Source organism: Echinicola sediminis, assembly GCF_054777495.1.
On the sequence record NZ_BAAHAP010000049.1, the window covers coordinates 1 to 20,069 of the forward strand.

General features: G+C 45.1%; 14 protein-coding genes and 1 pseudogene. 14 read left to right on the forward strand and 1 reads right to left on the reverse strand.

Going from position 1 to position 20,069, the window contains the following annotated elements:
* From ACYVAA_RS13395 to ACYVAA_RS13455, 13 genes and pseudogenes are all read left to right on the forward strand, one after another.
* Positions 1-2,958 (forward strand): SusC/RagA family TonB-linked outer membrane protein (locus tag ACYVAA_RS13395; RefSeq protein ID WP_460542499.1); only part of this gene is annotated, 2,958 nt, incomplete at its 5' end.
* 19 nt (positions 2,959-2,977) lie between these two features.
* Positions 2,978-4,564: a RagB/SusD family nutrient uptake outer membrane protein gene (locus ACYVAA_RS13400; RefSeq protein WP_460542501.1), complete on the forward strand. Its 1,587-nt coding sequence runs from the start codon at positions 2,978-2,980 to the stop codon at positions 4,562-4,564.
* Between the two features lie 18 nt (positions 4,565-4,582).
* Positions 4,583-5,623, forward strand: a complete 1,041-nt coding sequence (locus ACYVAA_RS13405) for a SusE domain-containing protein (protein ID WP_460542503.1) — start codon at positions 4,583-4,585, stop codon at positions 5,621-5,623.
* 80 nt (positions 5,624-5,703) lie between these two features.
* A complete protein-coding gene (locus ACYVAA_RS13410; RefSeq protein ID WP_460542505.1) occupies positions 5,704-8,502 on the forward strand; it encodes an alpha-amylase family glycosyl hydrolase in 2,799 nt (932 codons plus the stop codon).
* 23 nt (positions 8,503-8,525) lie between these two features.
* Entirely contained in the window at positions 8,526-9,587 is a 1,062-nt protein-coding gene (gene fbaA / locus ACYVAA_RS13415; protein ID WP_460542507.1) for a class II fructose-bisphosphate aldolase, read from the forward strand.
* Between the two features lie 147 nt (positions 9,588-9,734).
* Positions 9,735-11,294, forward strand: coding sequence for an alpha-amylase family protein (locus ACYVAA_RS13420; RefSeq protein WP_460542509.1), 1,560 nt, complete (start codon positions 9,735-9,737; stop codon positions 11,292-11,294).
* Between the two features lie 208 nt (positions 11,295-11,502).
* Entirely contained in the window at positions 11,503-12,012 is a 510-nt protein-coding gene (locus ACYVAA_RS13425; RefSeq protein WP_460542511.1) for an ArsR family transcriptional regulator, read from the forward strand.
* Positions 12,013-12,242: 230 nt separating this feature from the next.
* A complete protein-coding gene (locus ACYVAA_RS13430) occupies positions 12,243-12,698 on the forward strand; it encodes an RpiB/LacA/LacB family sugar-phosphate isomerase (RefSeq protein ID WP_460542513.1) in 456 nt (151 codons plus the stop codon).
* A gap of 47 nt (positions 12,699-12,745) precedes the next feature.
* Complete coding sequence (gene gndA / locus ACYVAA_RS13435) at positions 12,746-14,146, forward strand: NADP(+)-dependent, decarboxylating phosphogluconate dehydrogenase (RefSeq protein WP_460542515.1); 1,401 nt, start codon at positions 12,746-12,748, stop codon at positions 14,144-14,146.
* Positions 14,147-14,190: 44 nt separating this feature from the next.
* Complete coding sequence (gene zwf, locus ACYVAA_RS13440) at positions 14,191-15,696, forward strand: glucose-6-phosphate dehydrogenase (protein WP_460542517.1); 1,506 nt, start codon at positions 14,191-14,193, stop codon at positions 15,694-15,696.
* 7 nt (positions 15,697-15,703) lie between these two features.
* Positions 15,704-16,432, forward strand: a complete 729-nt coding sequence (gene pgl, locus ACYVAA_RS13445; protein ID WP_460542519.1) for a 6-phosphogluconolactonase — start codon at positions 15,704-15,706, stop codon at positions 16,430-16,432.
* 98 nt (positions 16,433-16,530) lie between these two features.
* Positions 16,531-16,854, forward strand: a pseudogene (locus tag ACYVAA_RS13450) (GNAT family N-acetyltransferase); the annotation flags it as partial.
* 157 nt (positions 16,855-17,011) lie between these two features.
* Complete coding sequence (locus ACYVAA_RS13455; RefSeq protein ID WP_460542521.1) at positions 17,012-18,490, forward strand: Gfo/Idh/MocA family oxidoreductase; 1,479 nt, start codon at positions 17,012-17,014, stop codon at positions 18,488-18,490.
* A gap of 165 nt (positions 18,491-18,655) precedes the next feature.
* Here ACYVAA_RS13455 and ACYVAA_RS13460 read toward each other — a convergent pair whose 3' ends face one another.
* Positions 18,656-18,853, reverse strand: coding sequence for a hypothetical protein (locus tag ACYVAA_RS13460; protein WP_460542523.1), 198 nt, complete (start codon positions 18,851-18,853; stop codon positions 18,656-18,658).
* A 373-nt stretch (positions 18,854-19,226) separates the two neighbouring features.
* Here ACYVAA_RS13460 and ACYVAA_RS13465 point away from each other — a divergent pair, with 373 nt between their 5' ends.
* Positions 19,227-19,934 carry a 3-keto-disaccharide hydrolase gene (locus ACYVAA_RS13465; RefSeq protein ID WP_460542526.1) on the forward strand — a complete coding sequence of 236 codons (708 nt, stop codon included), beginning with the start codon at positions 19,227-19,229 and terminating at the stop codon, positions 19,932-19,934.
* The last annotated feature ends 135 nt before the right edge of the window (positions 19,935-20,069 follow it).

The following is a 20,069-nucleotide window of genomic DNA, read 5'->3' on the forward strand; positions in this document are numbered from 1 at the left end:
ATTTATACCGTCTTAACAGTAGCGGTAATGTGCCTGACCCTAATATGCGGGCCCAGCAGTTACGCGCAAGCTCAGACCGTGAGCGGAAAAGTGACGGATGCCGATTCCGGCGAGCCTCTTCCCTTTGTCAATGTATTGGTCAAAGGAACCACGAGGGGGACTACTACAGACATCGACGGACTTTATACCATTAATATAAATTCCTCCCAGGATGTGCTGGTGTTTTCTTTTATAGGTTTTGATGCAAAAGAATATACGGTAGGTAACCAATCTACCATTGATGTGCAGTTGCAGGGTAATACCAAACAGCTGGACGAGGTGGTCGTGGTAGGGTATGGTACACAGAGAAAGGCTGATTTGACGGGATCAGTGGGCTCTGTGGTCAGGGACGACTTTAACGTCGGCCAGGTAACCAACCCAGAACAACTCATTACCGGTAAGGTAGCGGGTGTTCAGATCACACCAAGTGGTGGTGCTCCCGGATCCGGTGGTAGGATAAGGATCCGGGGAGGTGCCTCCCTCAATGCCTCAAACGATCCATTGATTGTAATTGATGGCGTTCCCTTGGACAACTCCAAAACCTCCGGTACGGCCAATCCTTTGAATTTTCTTAATCCTAATGACATCGAAACGTTCGATATCCTCAAGGATGCTTCTGCTACGGCAATTTATGGTTCCAGAGCGTCCAACGGGGTGGTTCTTATCACTACCAGAAAAGGTAAGGAAGGACAGGCAATGAAGGTGAATATCAGTTCACTGGTCTCAGTATCTCAGGTAACCAAAACGGTGGATATGCTTTCTGCTGACCAGTTTAGGGAGGTGGTAGCCGAACAAGCTTCGCCATCCCAGGCGGCCTTGGTAGGAGAGGCCGACACCGATTGGCAGGATTTGATCTACAAAGATGCCTTGAGTTTTGATAATAACGTGTCCCTTTCAGGAGCTTACAAGTCATTGCCCTATAGGGTGTCAGTCGGATTCCTCGATCAAGACGGGATCCTGAAGACGGACAACCTGAAAAGGACCTCAGCAAGTATCAGTCTCAACCCTAATTTCCTCGATGACCAGCTTCATGTGAACTTTAATGTCAAAGGGGTGATCACCAAAAGCAGGTTTGCCAACCGGGATGCAATTGGTGCGGCAGCGGCTTATGATCCCACCAAGCCGGTCTTTGATCCAGAAGGACTTGGAGGCTATTGGGAATGGCTGAATGATAACGGTACTCCGCAGACATTGGCACCCAATAACCCAATGGGGCTGCTCATGCAAAAGGACGACAGGGGTACGGTTAAAAGAAGCATTGGTAACCTGCAATTGGATTATGAATTGCCTTTTTTAGAAGGACTTAACGCCAATTTGAATTTGGGATACGATGTCAGCTCCAGCGATGGAAGGACCATCATTGATCCCGCTTCTGCATCCGGATTTAACGAAGGAGGAAGTATCGCGCCCTATGAGCAAAGCAAAAGAAACTTGTTGGCTGATTTTTACCTCAATTACGCCAAGGAATTCACTAATAGCCGCCTGAACCTTTTGGTGGGCTATTCTGCCCAGGATTTCCTGATCAAGAACCCCACCTTTGCACGAGTGAATTTTGAAGGCGACACCCTTGCTGCTGCAGCGGTGGAATCCAGGCCACAATACCGATTGATATCCTATTTTGCCAGGGCCAATTATACCGTAAAAGACAAGTATCTCTTTACAGCTACTGTAAGAGCAGATGGTTCTTCCAGGTTTAGCCCGGACAATAGATGGGGGGTATTCCCTTCTTTGGCTGCAGCTTGGAGAATCAGTGAAGAAGATTTCCTTAAAGCGAATGAAACCCTAACAGACTTAAAGTTAAGGTTGGGCTTTGGGGTGACCGGACAACAGGATATAGGGTCATATTTCCCTTATTTGCCAAGGTATGTGCAAAGTGATGATGCTTCCCGATACAGTTTTGGGGACACCTACTATACCACTTTGCGTCCGGAAGGCTATGATGAAAATATCAAGTGGGAAGAAACGACGACCTACAATGCAGGTATTGACTATGAGTTTTTGGATGGTAAGTTGTACGGTACCTTGGATTATTACTTCAAGAAAACCGAAGATTTGCTGGCCGTTATTCCAGTGCCTGCAGGTACTAACCTGACCAATAGGCTCTTCACCAATGTGGGGAGCATAGAAAACCAAGGTGTTGAAGTGGGATTGAACTATAATATCATCAAAACCGCAGGATTCAACTGGGATATTGGCGCCAATTATACCTATAACAAAAACACCATCACCAGTTTGAGCAATGTGGAGGAAGATGCTGTAGGTATTTTGGTGGGAAGTGTCAGTGGTGGTACAGGCAATACCGTTCAGGTTCAGACAGTAGGCTACCAGCCCAACACCTTTTATGTGTACGAGCAGGTGTACGATCAAAACGGAGCTCCTATAGAAGGACTTTATGTAGATCAAAATGGAGATGGCATACTCAACGAGAACGACTGGGTTAGAAACGGTTTTCCGGATGCTCGGAACTACTTTGGTTTCAACTCTTCGATGAATTACAAAAACTGGAATTTAGGTTTTGTGCTGAGGGGAAGCGTGGGCAACAAGGCCTATAACAACGTGGCCTCTGCCAATGCTGCCTACCAGGGCTTAAGGTTCCCTGATTACCTGAACAATATGCCGGCAGATGTGTTGCGTACCAATTTCCAAAACTATCAGTTATGGTCGGATTATTATGTTCAGGATGCCTCTTTCGTACGAATGGAAAACATATCACTGGGCTATAACTTCGGAAACCTATTTGATTCCAATATCACCTTGAGGGCCAATGCCACCGTTCAAAATGCATTTGTCATTACCGAGTATGATGGGGTGAGCCCGGAAATCGCTCCTGGTGTGGACGATGCTACAGGAGGTGGAATAGACAATAACTTCTATCCGGTACCTCGCATATTCTCCTTTGGTGTCAATTTCGGATTTTAACCTTAAACCCTAATTAGCAATGAAAATTAATTGGATATATAAAATCACCATGATGCTGGCAATGATCAGTGCGGTATCATGTACGGATCTGGACCTGGAACCTTATAATGAAGTAACTTCTATTCAGGTTTATGAGGATTTTGACAACTATAAGGCTGTCTTGGCCAAGCTCTACGGAGGCTTAGCGGTCAGTGGTCAGCAGGGACCTTCCGGTAAACCGGATATCAGCGGTTTGGATGAGGGAGCTTCCACCTATATCAGGGCTTATTGGAAATTACAGGAGCTGCCTACCGATGAGGCGATCATCGCCTGGAATGACCTGGGCTTGCCTACCTTGAATACCATGCAGTGGACTTCGGACAATGGTTTTATTGCGGCCATGTATTACAGGATATTTTACCAGATTTCCTTAGCCAACGAATATATCAGGGAAACCAGTGATGAGAAAATGGCGAGTCGGGGCATTTCTGCTTCTAATCAGGAAATCGGCAGGGTGTTCCGGGCAGAAGCCAGGTTTCTGAGGGCCTTAAGCTACTATCATGCCTTGGACATGTATGGCAATGTGCCCTTTGTGACCGAAGAAAATGGAGTAGGGGCCTATTTCCCTGAGCAGACGAATAGGGAAGCCCTTTTTGCCTATGTGGAAAGTGAATTGCTGGATATTATTCCTGCTTTGGAAGATGCCAGGAGCAATGAGTATGCCCGTGCAGATAAAGCAGCAGCCTGGATGTTGTTGGCCAAGCTTTACCTTAACGCGGAAGTATATATCGGGGAGGAAAAGTATACAGAGGCATTGACCTACCTAAATGAAATTCTGAACAGCGGCTATACGCTGGAATCCAACTATAATTACTTGTTTTTGGCCGATAACCACCTGTCGAATGAGCTGATTTTCTCAGTGGCCTTTGACGGGGTAAATACCACCTCTTTTGGCGGGACCACTTTTTTGGTCAATGCAGCTGTAGGTGGAACCATGGACAGGGCTGAATTTGGGATTCCCGGTGGCTGGCAAGGCCTCAGAACCAGACCGGAAATAGTGGCTTTGTACCCCGGTACAGACGGGACTCCCGATGCCAGGGGATTGTTTCATACCGATGATCAGCAGGTGGATATTGAAAATATTTCCATCTTCCAAGATGGTTATGCGGTGAAGAAGTTTAAAAACGTCACCCGTACCGGAGAAAGAGGATCCAGTCCAGGAACAGATCAGGTAGATACGGATTTTCCTATGTTCAGGTTGGGGGATGTCTATTTGATGTATGCTGAGGCAGTCCTCCGCGGAGGCAGTGGAGGCAGTGCAGCAGAGGCGTTGGCCTATGTGAATGAACTCAGGGAAAGGGCCTATGGTGACGCTTCCGGAAATATTTCCGCTGGTGAGCTTAACCTTGATTTTATCCTTGATGAAAGGGCAAGAGAACTGAAGTGGGAAGCTCATCGCAGAACCGACCTGATCAGGTTTGGAAGGTTTACCACCGATGCTTATACCTGGCAGTGGAAGGGAGGAACTTTCGATGGCAGAGGGGTAGAGGCTTACCGTAATATTTATCCCTTGCCAGCTGCGGACCTGACTGCCAATCCTAACCTGAAGCAAAACACTGGATATTAACCCAAAATGCCGATAAAGATGAAAAAAATATATCATTACATTCTGTTCACCTTAGTACTTAGTCTTTTTGGGGCATGTACCGAGGACTTGGATCCTGTCATCAGCAGTGATCCCACAGCACCGGTTTTGGTGAATCCAGCTTCCGGAGCTACTTTGGTACTTACCGCAGAAGAGGCCGATGAAGAACTGGTCTTCGATTTTGAAAAAGCGGATTATGGTTTTGCGGCGGCAGCGGCCTATACTGTTCAGTTGGATTTGTCCGGTAATGCCTTTGCTGAGCCTGTCGACATCATTACTTCCAGAAGTGCCAAAGCGGTCATCAGCTATGCCGATTTTAACCAAAAACTTCTGACTAAAGGGCTTTCCCCTGGAGAAGCCAAAGAGGTAGAATTGAGGATTAAATCTACCCTCAATGCCAATGTGACTGATGAGTTTTCTGAATTGATCAGTATGACGGTGACACCGTATGAGGTGGCAATCGAATTTCCAAGATTATATATTCCTGGGGATTATCAGGGATGGAATCCAGCCAATGAAAATACGGTCATCTTTTCTGTCAACTCAGACAATGTGTACGAAGGGTTTGTCCATATCCTAGGTGGCTCCGGTGCATTTAAGGTCAATGAAGGGCCAAACTGGGATGTCAACTATGGAGATGATGGGGCTGATGGAACACTGGAACAAAACGGTACAGATATCAAAGCCACAGGAATAGGGACCTTTAAGCTCACAGTAGATCTCAATGACAAGACCTATAGTCTGGGAGCCCCTCTGTATTGGGGGATTATCGGAAATGCTACTCCCGGAGGGTGGGATGCTTCCACCCCAATGGAGTTTGACGCGGATGAAAATATCCTGACCATTACGACAGATCTGGTAGTTGGGGAAATGAAATTCCGTGCCAATGATGCTTGGGACAATAACTTTGGCGATGATGATAATGATGGAGTGCTGGAGGCCGGTGGAGGAAATATCGCCGTAGCCGAAGCCGGAAACTATACCATCACCATGGATTTCAAAGTACCGGGAGAGGTTTCGTACACGTTGGAGAAGAATTGATACGAATAAAAATAAACCCCTGATGTTTTTTGGTATGACCTTCCAGGCGCTTAAAGCCTGGAAGGTCTAAAACTCTTTCGATGAACCTGAACTATCTACAAAACATCCTTACTATTTTCCTGCTGCTGGTTTTGGTTGTGACTTCTTATGGCCAGGTCCGGACGGAACCTGCTTTTCCACGGGCGGATCAAAAGGTGAAAATCATTTATGATGTCAGCCAAGGGAGTTCTGGATTGGAAGGCGTGGATCAGGTGTATATTCATATCGGTGCGGTAACGGATAGACCAGGGTCCACCGAATGGGGTATTGTTCCTTTTGAATGGGGGAGTGCCAATGAACAGGCTCAAATGAGCAAGGTGGAAGGGGAGTCTGATAGTTGGGAATATGAGCTGACGCCAAATGCTTTTTTCAGCAGGCCAAATAATGAAACCATTTACCGTCTTGGGATGGTTTTCAGGAACGCCGACGGCAGCAAGGAGGGCAAAACAGAGAGCAATGGGGATTTCTTCGTGGACCTTGCCCAAGGCTTCGAGGTGTCCTTTGTGCATTCAAGTGCTTCCCATACCTTTTTAGAAATAGGGGAAGAGCTGGAAATCAAGGTAGCTTCCACAGCTCCTGCCAATTTACAGCTTACGATTAATGGAAAGGTGGTGGCTTTTGAAGCTGGGGCTTCAAGTTTGCATTATCTCTTTCATGCGGAGGAGGCCGGAGAGGTTTCGGTTTTGGCTGAAGCAAGCCAAGACGGGGAAAGCGCCAAGGCATCTTTTGAGATCACCGTGATAGGAGCGAGCCCTGTACTTCCGTTGCCGGAGGGTGTCAGGAAGGGGATTAATTATATGTCTGAATCAGAGGTGGTTTTGGTACTGGAGGCTCCAGGCAAAAGAAATGCTTTTGTAATAGGGGATTTCAATGATTGGGAAGTTTCGCCTGAGTATCAGATGAATCAAAGTCCGGATGGTGCGCTTTTTTGGGTGGAGCTATCAGCTTTGGAAGCCCAAAAGGAATATATCTTTCAGTATTTGGTGGATGGGGAAATACGTATCGCGGATCCTTATGCGGATAAGATTTCCGATCCCTTTCATGATCAGGAAATTATCGCAGAACAAAGGTATCCTGGGCTGAAGGCCTATCCAGAAGGGCAGCAATTTCAGGCTTCCTATCTTCAAACGGCTCAAGCACCTTATGACTGGAAATATACCGATTATGAAAAGCCCTCAGCTGAGGAACTTGTTATCTATGAGCTGTTGGTGAGGGACTTTGATGAAAGAAGGACTTATGAGGCGGTGACCGAGCGCTTGGACTACCTTCAGTCCCTCGGAGTGAATGCGCTGGAGCTGATGCCGGTGACAGAATTCGAAGGGAACTTATCCTGGGGTTACAATCCTTCTTTTTTCTTTGCGCCAGATAAGTATTATGGTACCAAAAATCAGTTGAAAAGGCTGATAGATGAAGCCCATAAAAGGGGGATAGTGGTGATTTTGGACATGGTCCTGAACCATGCTTTTGGACAAAGCCCCTTTGTGCGCCTGTACAATGAGGGGGATTATGGTGCTCCGACAGAAGAAAACCCGTGGCTGAACCCTACCGCTACCCATCCTTATAATGTAGGCTATGATTTTAATCATGAGAGTACCTATACAAAGTCACTGGTGGATTCAGTGTGCCATTATTGGATGGCTGAATACCATGTGGACGGTTACCGTTTTGATTTGAGCAAAGGATTTACCCAGCAGTTTTCCGGGGAAGATGTGGGCAAATGGTCACAGAAAGATGATTCCAGGATAGCCATCTGGAAGCGTATTTATGATGGTATACAGCGTAGTCATCCCGGAGCTTATGTTATTTTGGAACACTTGGGCGATAATAGTGAGGAAAAAATCCTATCCGAGTATGGCATGCTGCTTTGGGGCAATATGAATCATACCTTTAGGGAAATGGCCAAAGGATTGTCCAAGGATTTTTCCTACGCTTACGCTTCCCAAAGGGGCTGGGCCGAAAACCATTTGGTCAGCTATATGGAAAGCCATGATGAGGAGCGTACCATGTGGGAGACCCTGAATTTTGGTGACCGCTCTATGGTGGATCTTAGGGTACTGAAAAACGCGGTAAACAGAAACCAGCTATTGGCGGCCTTTTATTTTGGGATTCCCGGCCCAAAGATGATCTGGCAGTTTGGAGAGTTCGGGTACGATGAGGAACTGAACGATGACCGATTGGGAATTAAACCCACCCATTGGGAATACCTGGAAGATGAGGAGAGGCTGCGACTCTTGTCGCTGTACAAGGCCATGATCAGGCTTAAAACAGGTAATCAAGTGCTGAATAGCCCGCAAAGTGTTACTCTAAAACTCCAAGACAAGGTGAAAAGCATGGTTTTGGAAGGTGAGGACTTGGATCTGGTAATTGCGGGTAATTTTGGGCTTACCCAGGCAAAACAAGCTTTAGTTGATTTTCCAAGGGAGGGAAGGTGGTTTGATTATATTACTGGGGAAGATTTGGAAATCACAGGGAGCTCTGTGCCCATGGATTTTGAGGTGAACGGATTTAGGATATTCACCAGTGAAAAGCTGGAGAGGCCGACTGGTGACATTTATGAAGTGGATTTGATCACAGCTTTCCCAAAAGAAATTGGGGGGATTTCGGACATACGCCTTTATCCCGTGCCGGCTAGTCATGAGCTGAACGTGAGGCTCCCAGAAAATACGGGGGATTTTCAGTACAGAATATTGGATATGTCGGGAAAAGTATGGTTAGAGGGGGTAAATTATGGAAATGGTAACATTTTAGCCTTTCAATTAAAGGATATTAGAGCAGGTCTTTATATCTTTGAGCTCTCTGACAATCGTCAGGTGCTGAGAAAGCAATTTATCATTAAATAATCAAACCATTAAACCATTCGATTATGAAATTCAAACCAGGGATAAAGTACGGTGAGGAATTGAAAGATTTGTTGGAATATGCCAAGGAGAGCGAATTTGCTTTGCCGGCTGTCAACGTAATCAACACCAGTACTGCCAATGCAGTGTTGGAGACCGCTAAGAAAGTGAATTCTCCTGTGATTGTGCAGTTCTCCAATGGAGGTGCGCAATTCTTTGCCGGAAAAGGACTGGCTAACGATAAACAACAGGCTTCTATTGCCGGTGCTGTTTCCGGTGCCATGCACGTGCACAAAATGGCGGAAGCTTACGGTGTGCCAGTGATCCTTCATACTGACCATGCTGCCAAGAAGTTGATTCCTTGGGTAGACGGAATGTTGGCTGCCGGTAAGGAGTTCTTCGCTGCCTATAAAAAGCCTTTGTTCAGCTCCCATATGCTTGATCTTTCAGAGGAAAGCATTGAGGAGAACATTGAAACTTCTGTAAAATACCTTGCTGAATTCAAGAAGCTTGATATGGCCCTTGAAATCGAATTAGGGGTAACAGGAGGTGAAGAAGATGGCGTGGACAATACGGACATTGACAGCTCAAAACTTTATACCCAGCCTGAAGAAGTAGCTTATGCTTACGAAAAGCTGAAAGATGTGAGTGACCTGTTCACTGTTGCTGCCGCCTTCGGTAACGTACACGGGGTTTACAAGCCAGGAAACGTGAGCTTGCAGCCTAAGATTTTGAAAAATTCCCAGGACTTTATCTGTGAGAAATTCGGAGTTTCCGGTAAGCCCGTGAGCTTTGTATTCCATGGTGGATCCGGTTCTTCTGTAGAGGAAATCAGAGAAGCTAACAGCTATGGTTCTATCAAGATGAACATCGATACCGATATGCAGTGGGCATTCTGGGAAGGTGTTCTCAACTATTACAAAGAGAATGAAGGATACCTTCAGACTCAATTGGGTAACCCTGAGGGTCCTGATGTACCAAACAAGAAAAAATATGACCCGAGAGTGTGGTTGAGAAAAGGTGAAGAGAACTTCGTGAAGCGTCTTGAAGTAGCCTTTGACATGCTCAATGCGGTGAATAGAAACTAAGATTATTTACTAATCGGTACTTAAGGCCGTCTCGGGAGTTTACTTAACCACATTTCATAAATGGACCCAAGTTTTTGGGGGCGTTGTGATCTGAGTAGTTAAATAACTTCTGAGGCGGCTTTTTTGTGCCTAAACCCTAATTAAAAAATGCGTAAATTATTGAAATCATTCATCTATTGTCTGTTGGCTGTTATGACCGTTGGTTGTACTAAAGCCACCAAGGAAGAAAGGCAAGTGGAAAACTATTGGCCCAAAGCAGGAATAACCTACGAGATTTTTATCCAGTCCTTTTATGATACTAACGGGGACGGGATAGGTGACATCCAAGGGGTGATCCAGCAACTTGATCACGTAGAGGAACTTGGGGCAAATGCCATTTGGTTTATGCCCATCATGCCATCACCCTCTTATCATAAGTACGATGTGACAGATTATAAGGCCATTCATCCCGATTATGGTACGATGGATGATTTCAAAAAACTTATTGAAGAAGCGCATAAGCGTGATATCAAGGTGGTCATTGACATGATCATCAACCATACCAGCGATGAGCATCCCTGGTTTGTGGAGAGCAGAAAAGGCAGAGACAATCCCTACAGGGATTATTATGTATGGGCTCAGGCCGATACCATCCAGGATTATCTGGACAAAAAGGAAGTGACTCTGGACAGTGATAATATCCGTCAATGGCATAATCCAGGAGAGGGCAAAGATTATTATTATGGCTTTTTTACGGGAGATATGCCCGACCTGAATTTTGATAACCCCAAAGTCAGGGAAGAGATATATGAAATCGGCAGGTTTTGGCTTGAGGAAGTCGGGGTTGATGGTTTGAGGTTGGATGCGGCCAAGCACATTTATCCTGACGAGCGGGCAAATGACAACCATGAGTTTTGGAATGAGTTCAGGGCTGAGATGGAAAAAGTCAATCCCGATGTCTATTTGGTGGGAGAAGTGTACGACATGAAAGAAGTGGTGGCTCCTTATCTTACCGGACTGCCCGCCCTGTTCAACTTTGACTTTCATTATACTCTTCTGGAAAGTTATAAGAAGCAGGATGGTATGATGCTGGTGAAAAAACAACAGGAGGTATTGGATTTTTATCAGGGAATCACCGAAGATTTTATCGATGCAACCATTTCTTCTAACCATGATCAGCCAAGGTTGCTGAATGAGCTGGGAAAAAGCAAGGAGAAGCAAAAGCAGGCCATCGCCATTTTGATGACCATGCCGGGAGCTCCTTATCTGTATTATGGGGAAGAAATCGGTATGCTGGGGCAAAAACCTGACCCGAATATCCGGGAGCCGTTTTTATGGGATGAATTTCTTAAAGACTCCGGCAGGGCCTCATGGATAGATCCCCAGTTTTCCACGGACAATACCGTTACCCCGCTTGCTTTGCAAAAGGGCGATCCCGAAAGTTATTTTAACCACTATAAGGAGGTGATAAAACTGAGGAATTCCAATCCTGCATTGGCCAGAGGCAGCCTAGAGCTTCCCAAAGGCAAATACCCAAAAACCTTAATGGCCTATGGTAGAAGCACAGGCGAGCAGGAATTGTTCATGATGCACAATATTGGGGCAAAGGAGCTGAAAATAGATTTGCCAGAAGGGTTTAACCAAGCTTTATATGTCCTGAAAGGGGCAGCAATAGAAGACAGTAAAGTAGTACTTCCTGCTTATAGCAGTATCGTTTTGGAAAAGTAACGCTACCTGGACGGCGTATTCAGTCATGCGCCGTCCAATTTTTACCATTACAGGGCAAATCAAATTCTAGCAGACATAGAATGATTGCCTATCGTTTTAGCGTTTATCCCATTTCTCCAGTCAAAATTGCTTTTTAAAATATAACGAGTAAATTTGTTACTCACGAGTAAGTTTTTTACTCGATCATGTCTTATTACCTTAAAATTCGATGCTGGACATACTGATTACCTCCAAAACCAGGGTGAAGTTATTGGTGAAATTTTTTACCCATGAAGCCAATAAGGGTTATTTACGTGGTCTGGCGGAAGAATTTAATGAATCGACCAATTCCGTAAGGGTGGAGCTGAACCGGCTTTCTGAAGCGGGAATCCTGGTTTCCAAGCAAGAAGGAAACACCAAATCTTATACGGCCAATAAAAAACACCCCTTGTTCACAGAAATGAAAAGTCTGGTAGCCAAATACCTGGGCTTAGATCGGTTGGTGGAAGTCGTCATCAAAAAACTGGGAAACGTACAAAAGGCCATTGTCCTGGGAGACTACGCAAAAGGGATTGACTCGGGTGTGATCGAAATGGTACTGGTAGGAAAGGATATCAATAAAGAATATTTGGATTTTTTGATTCACAAAGCGGAAGAGAAAATTGACCGCAAGGTAAAAGTGGAGGTATATGAAGAAGCGCCTGCACATCTAGAGGGAATAGTAGTTTTTGATGTCTAAAAGCCCAGCACTTTATTCAGGGGATCTTTCAGTATTTTTTTAGTTTTGCCAAAGCTCTTTGCTGTTTGAGGAGCATCGTGCTTTTCAATTTACCATGTAAATCAGGGAAATGAGCGCGCAAAAAAGAAGAGATTACATTAAAAAAGCCTATTTTTGGGCTTTCTTAGGACTTTGGGAATTTTAAGCTCAATTAAACACGTTTTGATCATCATTCAAACGGAAAAAATAACATGAAAATAGGAATAGCGGCAGACCATGGGGGCTTTGACCAGAAGCAGGAAATTTATCAGTATTTGAAGAATAATGGCCATGATGTCATTGATTTTGGTGCTCATGAGTTTGATGCCAAGGATGACTATCCAGATATCGTAAAGCCTTTGGCGATGGCCCTTTCAAAAGGGGAGGTGCAAAAAGGAATTGCTATTTGCGGCAGCGGTGTAGGAGTCTCAGTTGCGGCCAATAAGATCCGAGGAGTACGGGCAGCCCTGATCACAGAGCCATATTCAGCCCATCAAGGGGTGGAACACGATGATATGAACCTGATGTGTCTTGGAGGCAGAGTGATAGGGCCGGCTTTGATCAAGGAATTGGTAGAGGTGTTTTTACTAGCTGAATTTGCCCAGAAAGACCGTTTTAAACGTCGCTTGGAAAAAGTGGAAGCTCTGGAAAGAGACTTTCTCCTGTAATCAACTCCAGGTAATAAAAGACAAAAAGTACAATAGAATATAATAAAATGGAACAATACGATTTTGGTATCGTGGGCCTCGGTGTTATGGGCAGGAATTTACTGCTCAATATGGCAGATCATGGTTTTGCAGTAGCTGGCCTTGATCTGGATGAGGAAAAGGCAACTTCCCTGGAAAGTGAAGCAGGTGAAGGTAAACGTGTTAAAGGTTTTACAAATGCGAAGGATTTTACAGGTTCTTTAAAGGGCCCCAAGGCAATCATGCTGTTGGTGCCTGCAGGAAAGCCAGTGGACGCGGCCATCAACTCTTTATTGCCCTTTTTGGAGCAAGGGGACATTGTGGTGGATGGTGGAAATTCCTATTTCCCAGATACCGACAGAAGATTTACGGCCCTGGCCGAAAAACATATTCACTTCTTCGGAATGGGGATTTCAGGAGGTGAAAAGGGAGCCCGGTTTGGCCCCAGCATGATGCCTGGAGGAGATGCTTTGGCTTATGAACGATTGAGGCCTGTGTTTGAAGCGATAGCTGCGAAAGTGGAGGGAGAACCTTGTGTAACTTATTTGGGCAAGGGATCAGCAGGGAACTATGTGAAAATGGTGCATAACGGTATCGAGTATGGCATCATGCAGTTGATTGCAGAGACTTATGACCTGATGAAGCGGGGCATGGGTTATAGTGATGTTGAAATACAAGAAGCCTTTGAGGCTTGGAACCAAGAAGAGTTACAATCCTTTTTGATTGAAATTACGGCTACCTTATTGAAGAAAACAGATGAAGAAACCGGTAAGCGGCTGGTGACCCTGATTTCTGACAAGGCACGGTCAAAGGGGACCGGAAAATGGACTTCCCAAAATGCGATGGACCTGCAGGCGCCGGTGCCGGTCATCGATGTAGCGGTACTGATGCGTGATGTTTCCAAATATAAAGAAGAGCGGGTAACGGCTTCCAAGGTGTTGACATGGAACGGTGATCATAAGGATGCTAAAGCCAGCACCGACAGCATAAAGAATGCCCTGTATTTTGCCATTATTACTACTTATGCACAGGGCATGGCGCAATTAGCCATTGCTTCCAAGGAGTATGATTATGGTCTCAATTTGGAAGAGGTGGCCAAGATCTGGAGGGGAGGATGTATCATCAGAGCGGCATGTTTAGAAGATTTCCGACAGGCCTATAAGCGGAATCCAGCACTGCCAAATCTTTTATTGGATGAAAATATCGGTAACGATCTGGTGGGAAGACAGGCGGATATCAGGGACATCGTCAAGTTGGCAGTGGACAAGGGGGTGCCTTTGCCTGCTTATATGGCCGCATTGGGTTATTTTGATGCTTATCGAAGTGAGACCTTGCCCACCAATGTGATCCAGGCCCAAAGGGATTTCTTCGGTGCCCATCAGTTTGAAAGAATAGACAAAGAAGGGGTATTCCACGCCCAGTGGAGTTGATTTTAAAGACAAGCGTTTAAACCCTATAAACAATAAACGAAAAGATGAAAACAACCAAAAAGGCAGCGCCTACCATCATCGTGATTTTCGGGGGGACCGGGGATTTGGCCAAGCGTAAGTTGGTTCCGGCTTTTTATAACCTGTATTTGGATGGTTGGATGCCGAATAAGTTTGCTATTATGGGCTTGGGGCGTACCGAATTGGACGCGGATGCCTATCGCCAGCGACTTTGTGAGGGGCTGGCCTCTTTTTCAAGGAGCGGCAAACCCAAAAAAGAGAAGTGGGAAGAGTTCAGCCCATCCATCAATTATCTCCAGTCCAATATCAATGATGCCAAATCTTACAGTGAATTGGCAGAAAAGATGGATAAAATCGATGAAGAGTGGGGGGTGAGAGCGAATAGATTATTCTATCTTTCCGTGGCTCCCCGGTTTATCGAAACCGTGACGCTCAATCTGAAAGAGTCCGGATTGGCGAGCCAGGATGATTTGGATAGAATCATCATCGAAAAGCCTTTTGGAACCAATAAGGAGACAGCCATAGAGCTGAACGATATGCTCCGAAGAACATTTAAGGAGGAGCAGATCTACCGCATTGACCATTACCTGGGAAAGGAGACCGTGCAGAATATATTGGCCTTCCGTTTTGCGAATGCCTTGTTTGAACCCTTATGGAACCGGAATTACATCGACTATGTGCAGATCACTGTGGCCGAACAAGTTGGCGTAGAAGACCGTGGGGGATATTATGAAAGTTCGGGTGCGTTGAGGGACATGATCCAGAACCACTTGTTGCAGATCTTATGCATGGTGGCCATGGAAGCTCCTGTTTCTTTCGAAGCGGAGGAAATCCGTAACCGGAAGGCAGATGTCCTACGGGCAGTCAGGAGAATCAAGTCGGAGGATGTCCATAAATATGCAGTGAGAGGCCAGTACGGCCCAGGCTGGGTAGAAGGAAAAAAAGTACCAGGATATAGGGAAGAAAACGGTGTGGAGAAAAATTCCGGGACGGAGACCTATGCCGCCATTAAATTTTATCTGGACAACTGGAGATGGCAAGGGGTGCCTTTCTATCTGAGAACGGGCAAAAGAATGCCTGTGAAGACCTCATCGGTGACGATTCAGTTCCGTCCTGTTCCGCACAGTACATTTGCCAAAGAACAGGCAGACAGTGTGATGCCAAACCGCCTCACCATCAACCTTCAGCCACAGATGGATATTCGGTTGAGGTTTACCGTAAAGCGTCATGGTCTGGAGATGAACCTTAACCAAGCAGACATGATTTATGATTATGATGCCTGCAGTACCCAGACACCAGAGGCTTACGAAACCTTGTTGCTGGATGCCATGAGAGGAGATCCTACGCTTTTCATGCGTTCTGATCAGGTGGAAGAAGCTTGGGATGTAATCGACTCCATTTTGGATGTATGGGAAAACAGGCCCTCTCTCGACTTTCCCAACTATGCCGCAGGTGCATGGGGACCAGAAAATGCAGAAGCATTAATTGCAAAAGACGGCCATGTCTGGGCCTTGAATCTTCAAAAAGACTGAGATAATTATGATCAATATTCAAAAAGATCCAGCTGAATTGGGCAAAGTTGCCGCTAACCTCTTTGTGGCGTCAGCCAAAGCGGCCATTGCAGAAAAAGGAAAATTCAACGTGGCACTTACCGGGGGAAGTTCTCCTGTAAAGCTTTACAAATTACTTGCTGAACCATCCTATAAAAGCCAGGTAGACTGGGATAAGGTATTTGTTTTTTGGGGTGATGAAAGATGGGTGCCTTTGGAGGATGAGCAGAGCAATGCAGGAATGGCTTATGCTACCCTGCTAAACCATGTGCCTGTTCCCAAGGAGAACATTTACCCCATGTGGGCAGCAGGGATTACCCCTGAAGCGAGAGCGGCAGAATATTCACAATATCTGGAAAAGGAGCTGGGCGATTCAGGAGAGTTTGACCTGATCCTATTGGGAATGGGGGATGATGGGCACTGTGCCTCTCTTTTTCCAGGAACCAAAGTGTTGGAAGAACAGGAAAAATGGGTCGAGGGCTATTTCTTGGAATCCAAGGATATTTACCGCATTACCTTGACGGCTCCCTTAATCAATAAGGCGAAGAAGATTGTGTTCTTCGTTTTTGGAGAGAATAAATCCCAGGCACTTTATGAGGTGTTGGAAGGTGATCGTAATCCAAGTCAATACCCTTCCCAACTGATCCAGCCTAATGAGGGAGAAATGTTGTGGTTGGTGGATGAAGCTGCCGCCAGCAAGCTGAAGGCCACCAAATAAACGGGGATCATATTATTATTTGATGAAAATTTTGAAAAGGAGGTGTAAGCCTCCTTTTTTATTGCTAATTTTTACAGCCGTTAGAATTCTCTAGACGACAGAATTCTACTTTTTATGTTTCACTTTATTCAAACAGGATGATAGTCAAAAATATTGAAGAAGGTAGTAAGGGGTTTTTTGTTGCAATGGAGGATGAGGAGGAAGCGGGAAGAATGACCTATTCTTTGGCGGGAGAAGGCAAGATGATCATTGATCATACGGAGGTCAATCCGGATTTCAAAGGCATGGGGATCGGGAAACTGATCCTAATGAACTTGGTGGATTTTGTCAGGAATAATAATGTCAAGGTGATTCCGCTTTGTCCCTTTGCCAAATCTGTGTTTCATAAGGAGGAGAAAATCAGGGATGTGCTGTTTATGTAAAGATTCGGCAGATTTTTAGGCTGAATGGCCTTGATTATTATATGAACGGGGGATTTTCATCAGCAGATTTTTTTAGTTTTATAACCTGCCGGACTAAACGGCAAGGTCAAAATCTTGGGATGCAAACCGAAAAGGTAATTTTATTTAATAAATACAAATGAAAAACAAAAACAATAAATCAGAAATCAACCAAAACCATCGTAGGGATTTTTTAAAAAAAGGGGCGCTTGCCTTCGGGGCAGTAAGTATCGTTCCCAGTCATGTGCTTTTTGCCAAGCCTGAAATCAGAAACAAAGCGGGTGAACTGATTAGAAAGGGCTCAGTAGTACCTAGTGATAGGGTAAACCTGGCATGTATCGGTATAGGCAACAGAGGAGGACAGGTGATCGATTCCATAGCGGCTACTGGTCTGGCCAATATAGTGGCGCTGTGTGATGTGGACATGGGGGCGCCGCATACTGCAGGAAGTATAAAGAAATTTCCAAAGGCCAAGCAGTTTCAGGATTTCAGGGAGATGTTTGATAAAATCAGTGGGGAATTTGATGCAGTGACGGTGGGTACACCGGATTTTTCGCATTTTCCCATTACTATGCATGCCATGGCAGCAGGCAAGGGCGTTTATGTAGAAAAACCTTTGGCCAGGACTTTTAATGAAATAGAGCTTTTGATGAAGGCTGAGGAAAAGTACAAAGTGGTTACACAAATGGGGAACCAGGGCCATTCCGATGCCAATTACTTTCAGTTCAAGTCTTGGGTAGAAGCGGGAATCATTAAAGACGTGAAGAATATTACCTGCCATATGAACGGGAGAAGAAGGTGGCATGGTTGGGATACTTCCATGAGCAGCTTCCCAGCGGCAGAACAGGTGCCCAGTACGTTGGATTGGGACAAATGGCTGACTACAGCCCAATACCATGATTATAATAAGGACTTTATCAATGGCCAATGGAGGTGCTGGTACGATTTCGGAATGGGAGCACTTGGAGACTGGGGAGCCCATATTATGGATACTTTCCATCAATTCCTGGACTTAGGGTTGCCTTATGAAGTGGATCCTGTGAAGATAGAAGGACATAATCCGCTGTTTTATCCCCAGGCTTCCACCTTGGCTTTTAAATTCCCTAAGCGTGGAAAAATGCCCAAGCTGACAGTGACCTGGTACGATGGATTGGACAATGTCCCTGAGGTACCTGCAGGTTATGGTGCTTCTGAACTGGACGCCAATATACCGGCTGCCAGCAATGGAAAAATACAGCCTTCGAAATTGAACCCCGGAAAGATTATCTACGGCAAAGACTTAACTTTCAAAGGAGGATCCCACGGAAGTACCCTGTCCATTATTCCAGAAGAAAAGGCCAAAGAAATGGAAAACAAGCTTCCCGAAGTACCGGAAAGTCCTTCCAACCATTTTGCCAACTTCCTGCTTGCCTGTAAAGGGGAAGAGGAAACAAGGTCGCCTTTCTCTGTGGCGGGGCCGCTAAGCCAGGTGTTCACCTTGGGGACATTGGCGCAAAGGATGAATACCAAGTTGAAATTTGACCGTAAGAAAAAGCAAATCACCAATAACAAACTGGCCAATGAGCTGTTGGTGGGGGAAGCCCCAAGAAAAGGCTGGGAAGAATATTACAAGGTGTAAGCTGTGAAAATAGGATGATTAGAAAAGGCCTGATGGATTCAGGCCTTTTCTAATTTTAAGTCCGTGCCTGTATTTATGCCGGCAACCATGGAACAGCTGGAAAGGCAAGCTTCTGTTCCTGCCTGCTGCCTATACGGATGTCTTTGATGGGGCGGTTTTATCGGGTTACTTCTTCATTAGGGTAAAAGGGAGCATCAGCAAATTCCCGATAAAGGACAGGCTTATGTCCACTGCAAAGCCTAAAATCTTAAAAGGCAATATCAAGAGCCATAGGATGGGGTATAACAGGAGAAAGAGCAGGGCCAATGGCCAGCAGAGTACAAGAAGAATGGCCCAAAGAATCAGGCTAATAAATAGGTTCATATAATGCGCATGTTTATGGCAGTTTAACTAAGGAAATTTAATATTCTGATCACTTTTCCAAAAATATGCCAAGTGCCCGTTGGGGTTCAATTGAGCTATTTCTGCTTTTAACGTGCAGGGAAGTGAACACCATTTGAACGATTTTGAACACCTGAACGATCGGTATGATCCCTTGTGGATCCGAGAAGATTCAGTTGAGGCGAAATGTACTTGCATAAAGGCTGATCCTCCTCACAGAAAAACTACCTTTTGCGATTGGGAAAAGAAATGAGCCTTTTTTCCTTTAAAATGTACGTTTTGTGGATAGATTATTTCTTCGGTCGTTTTTTTTAGGCAAATTCATCCAATAAAAATTTATCAAACCATAATAACCATGAAAAAAATAGGTGTCATTGTACTGACAATTTTAGTGATGGGCCTGGCCCAATCGTTTGTTTCAATAAATTACCAAAAGGACAACCATCTCAGTCAAAAGCAAAAGGCAGATGGATGGGAAATGCTTTTTGATGGAAAGAGCCTGGATGGATGGAGTAAAAAGAGTGGTTTTGCCACCTACAAGGTTGAAAAGGGCAATATTGTGGGCACAACCGTTCCGAAAAGTCCCAACACATTTCTGTGCTCGGATAAGTCCTATGCTGATTTTGAACTGACTTTTGACGTGAAATACGATCAGTCCTTCAATTCAGGGGTGCAGATCCGGGCAAAACTGAAGGGGAATGAGTATGGCGGCAGGGTCTATGGCCCCCAAGTGGAAATAGAAGAAAGTCCGGGGCAAGCGGGCTTTATTTATGGGGAAGCAGCCGGTGGATGGCAATCTACAGAACCCAATTCCAAAGATCCCGACGTGAATTCCCACAGTTATTTTAAGAACGATGAATGGAATCATTACAGGGTTTTGGCCCAGGGCAGAAACATTAAAACCTGGATCAACGGCAATTTGGTGGCAGATCTCGATCACGATCCAAAAAGGTATGAGGATAACAGCGAAGGATTTATTGGTTTACAGGTGCACGGTGTGGGCAATAATCCTGAAGCAATGAGTGTAAGATGGAAGAATATTTATATCAGGAGCATCAAATAATTTATAGTTAATAGTCATTTTGGTAAAGGTCTTCTTTGGATAAAGGAGGCCTTTATTGTTTTTATGGAATTTTTGACCAATTAAATCAATATAGTTTTTTGTGTTGAAATACACTTTTGTGATTGTATTTTATGT